The sequence below is a fragment of the Streptomyces sp. NPDC104202 genome, from assembly GCF_055584185.1.
Map to the genome: position 1 here is coordinate 1 of NZ_JBVJMN010000130.1, position 3,583 is coordinate 3,583.

Annotated in this window: 3 protein-coding genes; 1 reads left to right on the plus strand and 2 read right to left on the minus strand. The window is 73.7% G+C overall.

Translation table 11 applies throughout. The features are described from left to right. Positions 1-619 (minus strand): RsbRD N-terminal domain-containing protein (locus ACZ60W_RS37115; protein ID WP_469759817.1); only part of this gene is annotated, 619 nt, incomplete at its 3' end. Between the two features lie 284 nt (positions 620-903). Then, complete coding sequence (locus ACZ60W_RS37120) at positions 904-2,229, minus strand: MFS transporter (protein ID WP_469759818.1); 1,326 nt, start codon at positions 2,227-2,229, stop codon at positions 904-906. 348 nt (positions 2,230-2,577) lie between these two features. Between ACZ60W_RS37120 and ACZ60W_RS37125 the strand changes: the two genes are divergently transcribed. Then, the gene (locus tag ACZ60W_RS37125; RefSeq protein ID WP_469759819.1) at positions 2,578-3,312 is read left to right on the plus strand and encodes a DUF4232 domain-containing protein; all 735 of its coding nucleotides are present in this window, start codon (positions 2,578-2,580) and stop codon (positions 3,310-3,312) included. The last annotated feature ends 271 nt before the right edge of the window (positions 3,313-3,583 follow it).

A 3,583-nucleotide genomic window follows, 5' to 3' on the forward strand; every position in this document is an offset into this window, starting at 1 on the left:
CCCCCCCCCCCCCCCCCCCCCCCCCCCCCCCCCCCCCCCCCCCCCCCCCCCCCCCCCCCCCCCCCCCCCCCCCCCCCCCCCCCCCCCCCCCGGGGTCGTCGGCGCGCCCGTCGAGCAGCGCCTCGAACAGGGCGCCGCGCCGGGACGCCTCGCGGTGCTGGAGCTCCAGGGTGCGCAGCCGGTAGGCGTCGGCCATGGCGGAGGAGAAGCGGTCGATGGTCTCCCAGACCGCGCCGGCCATGTCCCCGACCAGACGCTGCTGCGCGGGGGAGCGCTCGCGCATCCAGTCCGCCATGGCCTGCCACAGCACCCGGCCGCCGCGCCGGTACGCCTGCAGGACGGTGGCGAGCGGCATGCCCTGCTCGGCCCGCAGTCGCCCGTTGTCGGCCGCGACCGCTTCGAAACGGTCTTGGTCGGCGCGCATGCCGCCGAACTCGGACAGGGCCAGTTCCATGTTGCCGCGCAGCGTCAGCCGCAGGTCCTCGTGGGAGACGGGGCTGCCGCCGGCGTAGCGCGCGCTGTGCGCGCAGATGTCCGCCGCGAGCTGTTCGATCAGCCCGTCGATGCCGGCGAGCAGGGTCACGGCCAGTTCACGGCGCAGCGCCAGCTCCTCGTTCATGGCGGCAGGATAGGCAGACACCCCACCTCCGCGAACTGGGCCGTCGCCCACGAGGCGCGGAACGCCCCTGGGCAACGGCCCAACCGGTCGGACACGGACCGCGGCGCGGTTTGATGCGGTGCGGTGGGATGTGGCCGGAGCCCGGAGCCCGGAGCCCGGAGCCCGGAGCCCGGAGCCCGGAGCCCGGAGCCCGGAGCCGCAGCCGCAGCCGGACAGCAGAGCCGCAGCCGGACGGCAGAGCCGGAGTGGCTGTCCGTACCGGACCGCGGCTGTGGGCGGCGAGCTCAGCCCGCGGACGCCGCCGGGACGCGCTCCTGCCCGGCCGTGTCCTCGCGGCCCACGGTCCGCCTCAGCGCGGCCGCCAGCGCGATGCCGGCCACGCCCACGATCACGACGAAGACGAACGGTGCCCGCTGGGAGCCCGTACGGCCTTCCAGCATGCCGAAGACGAACGGGCCGAAGAAGCCGCCGAGCAGGCCGACCGTGTTGATGAAGGCCAGCCCGACCGCCGCCATCAGGCCGGACATCCGTGACATCGCCACCGACCAGAACAGCGGCAGCGTCCCCATCAGGAAGAAGTTCGCGACGAACAGCAACGCGAACCGTCCCGGAACCCATCCGATGACCGGATAGGCGCCCATCGCCGCCGTTCCCGCGACCGCGCAGAGGACGATCAGACCGGTGTCGTTGCCGATGCGGCCGTGCAGCCACGGGAAGAACAGGACGCCGGCGAGAACGGCCAGGCCCATGCTGCCGGTGACCAGCCCGATGTTCATCGGCCCCGACACCCCGAGGCCCTCGACGATCGACGGCAGGTTGAACCCGACGGCGGAGGAGACCAGCTGGTTGACGAAGTACGTCGCGGCCAGGAGCAGGACGACCGGCCGCCCGAAGGCGAGACCGAGGTGGCCGCGCAGTCGGTGCGGCGACGCCCCGGAGCCGGCGGCCCGCTCGCTGAGGACCTCCGCCTCCCGCGACGACAGCCAGCGCGCGTCCTGCGGACGGCTCGGCAGCGCACACCACACCAGGACGCCCACGGCCACGGTCACCAGTCCCTCGACGAGGAACATCCACTGCCATCCCTGGAGGCCCGCGACGCCGTCGAGGCTCATCAGCCCGCCGCCCGCGGGCGCGCCCAGGACGGTCGCCAGGGCGGGTGCGGTGTAGATGAGCCCGACGACGGTGACACGGTGTCGCTGCGAGAACCAGAGCGTCACCATGTACATCAGGGCCGGGTACAGGCCCGCCTCGGCCGCGCCCAGCGCGAACCGCAGCACGTAGAACGACACCGGTCCCTGCGCGAACATCAACGCCGCCGAGACCAGCCCCCAGGTCACCGCGATGCGGGTGATCCACACGCGCGCCCCGACCCGGTAGAGCACCAGGTTGCTCGGCACTTCGAGGAGCGCGTAACTCAGGAAGAAGACTCCGGCGCCCAGCCCGTAGGCCGCGGCGCTGATGCCGATGTCCGCCTCCAGCTGCGTCTTGGCGAGCGCGACGTTGGTGCGGTCGACGTACGACATGAAGTACGCGAGCCCCATCACGGGCAGCAGGCGTCGTATCGCCTTGCGGGTCGCGGTCTCGTGCACCGCGTCGAGGGCATGGGGCATGACTGTCCTTCCAGCCGCACAGAGCCGCGCGACAGGCGTAGGGGAGAAGGCGGTACGCCGCCCGCACCGTCGGAGGACGAAGGGGCAGGTCACCGATGGGTGTCAGCATCGGGGACCGCCGCGACACCCAGCCATGTGCGCGTGCCCACCATGAGCAGCCGCCCACTGGGCAGCGGCCCGTGCCACTCCACCCGACGACGTGTCGAGGTCACGCCAAGACTGCCGATTCGTACGAGGGCTGTAACAGACGTCGGCCGACGGTGAACGGGCCGTGCCACGTGGAAACAATGACGGTGTCGCACGGATGAGGACCGGCTCCGCGCCGGTCACGGGGGAAGAGAGAAGAGCATGAACTCGAAGACGGTCAGGAGCGGTTCGCCGCGTCGGGGTCTGCGCGCCGTCGTCCTGGGCACGGCCGTGGTCGCGGCGCTGCTGACGACCACCGCCTGCCAGGGCGACGACCAGACCGCCGCGCCGCCCACCGCGGCCCCCTCGGGCTCCACGGCCCCCGGCGAGAGCACCCCGGACGCCACCGCCCCCTCGGGCGACTCGGGAACGGGCAGCAGCAGCCCGAAAGCCACGGCGACCGGAGACAGCGGCGAGACGGGCGGCGGCAACGGCACCCGGTACGCCGACTGCGAGGCGTCCGGCCTGACCACCGCGGTGGAGCTCCAGGACGCGCGCGGGGAGACCCCCCGCCACTTCCTGTTGAGCGTCACCAACACGTCGAAGACCCCGTGCGTCCTCAACGACGCGCCGCAGGTGCGCCTCCTGGCCGGTGACTCCGCCCCGATCGTCCGGCCGCTCGGTGAGCCGGACAGCGAGCCCGTCGTCGTCGAGGGAGGGGGCAAGGCCTACGCCGGCCTGTACGTCTTCGGCAACGACGAGGGAGGCGAGGCCCAGTACGACCAGTCCCGCCGCTTCACCGCGACGCTCGTCGCGGGCGAGGGCACCGAACTCCGCGGCACCCTCGTCTTCGCCCTGCCCGCCGGCCTCGGCACCGTCTCCGTCGACGACGCCGCCCGCGTCAACGGCTGGGCGGGCACCGAGGGGCTCGCCATGCGCCCGATCACCCAGCTGTGAGCAGCACCGTCACCTCGCGCCACTCACCGCGTCGGCCCTGACCGCCACGCGACACGCGTACGAGAGCCGGGGCCCGGATCGCGCCCCGGCTCCCTCGTGCGCCCCCGCCGGACCCGAGAGCGCCACAGCGTGTGGGGCCGGGCCCGGGCTGCGCGCGCATGCGCGGGAGCTGCCTGGGGCCTGTCGTCACCATCCCCTCTGCCCCGCGACGCCTGGCACGCGCTCTCGCCGCGCCGGGCGAAAGCGCGAGTACGTCCCGTACGAGCACTTC